The 1,036-nt window shown below is 70.2% G+C and carries 1 protein-coding gene and 1 pseudogene; both read left to right on the top strand.

The window, feature by feature from the left end; genetic code table 11:
* Positions 1-680 (top strand): ATP-binding protein (locus ABZV94_RS42105; protein ID WP_356350468.1); only part of this gene is annotated, 680 nt, incomplete at its 5' end.
* A 131-nt stretch (positions 681-811) separates the two neighbouring features.
* Positions 812-1,036: pseudogene (locus ABZV94_RS42100) on the top strand (alpha/beta hydrolase); the annotation flags it as partial.

The following is a 1,036-nucleotide window of genomic DNA, read 5'->3' as shown; positions in this document are numbered from 1 at the left end:
GCCGGGGCCGGGGCGTGTCGGCCCTCTTCGCGGGCGACTCCGGCACCGGCAAGACGATGTCGGCGGAAGTGATCGCGGCGGACCTCGGTCTGGACCTCTACACGGTCGACCTGGCCACGGTCATCGACAAGTACGTGGGCGAGACCGAGAAGAACCTGGAGCGCATCTTCACCGAAGCGGCGGGCGTGAACGGCGTCCTGCTCTTCGACGAGGCGGACGCGATCTTCGGCAAGCGCTCGGACGTGAAGGACGCGCACGACCGCTACGCGAACGTCGAGAGCGCGTACCTCCTCCAACGCATGGAGTCCTTCGACGGCCTGGCCATCCTCGCCACCAACCTCCGCGCCAACCTGGACGACGCCTTCACCCGCCGCCTGGACCTGGTCATCGACTTCCCCGTGCCGGACCCGGAGCAGCGCCTGCTGCTCTGGGAACGCTGCCTGGGCCCGCTGCTCCCACGCGGCACGGACCTCGACCTCGCCTTCTGCGCCGAGAACTTCGAGCTGGCGGGCGGCAACATCCGCTCGATCGCGGTGACGGCGGCGTACCTGGCGGCGGACACGGGGGGCGCGGTGACGATGACCACCCTCATCCACGCGATCCAGCGCGAGTACCAGAAGCTGGGACGACTGACGCTGGCTTCGGAGTTCGGGCCGTACCTGGGACTGGTCCAGGGGTGAGTGGCCTGCCCCCCGGCCGACTGCGCGAGGCCCCGTGTGTGCTCTTGCGCGGACCGACGGTTGGCGCCACCGTGGGGGGCGGGCTGCTGACCTGACCGCCAGATCACCGCCGTACCGTGACAGGAGCCAGCGTGACCGCATTGTCCGTACTGCCTCATACCCTGCACGGCGACGGCCCCCACAAGGTGATCGCGGTACACGGCTGGCTCGCCGACCGTTCCGCATACGGCCCGGTGCTGCGCGACCTCGACGCCGAATCGTTCCAGTACGCGGTGGTAGACCTGCGGGGATACGGCGAGGCGAGGGACGCGGACGGCGCGTACACCACGGCCGAGGGCGCCGCGGACGTGCTCGCG

It is taken from the genome of Streptomyces sp. NPDC004658, from assembly GCF_040609555.1.
In the GTDB taxonomy this organism is placed as follows: domain Bacteria; phylum Actinomycetota; class Actinomycetes; order Streptomycetales; family Streptomycetaceae; genus Streptomyces.
This window is presented reverse-complemented; position numbering and strand designations above follow the sequence as displayed.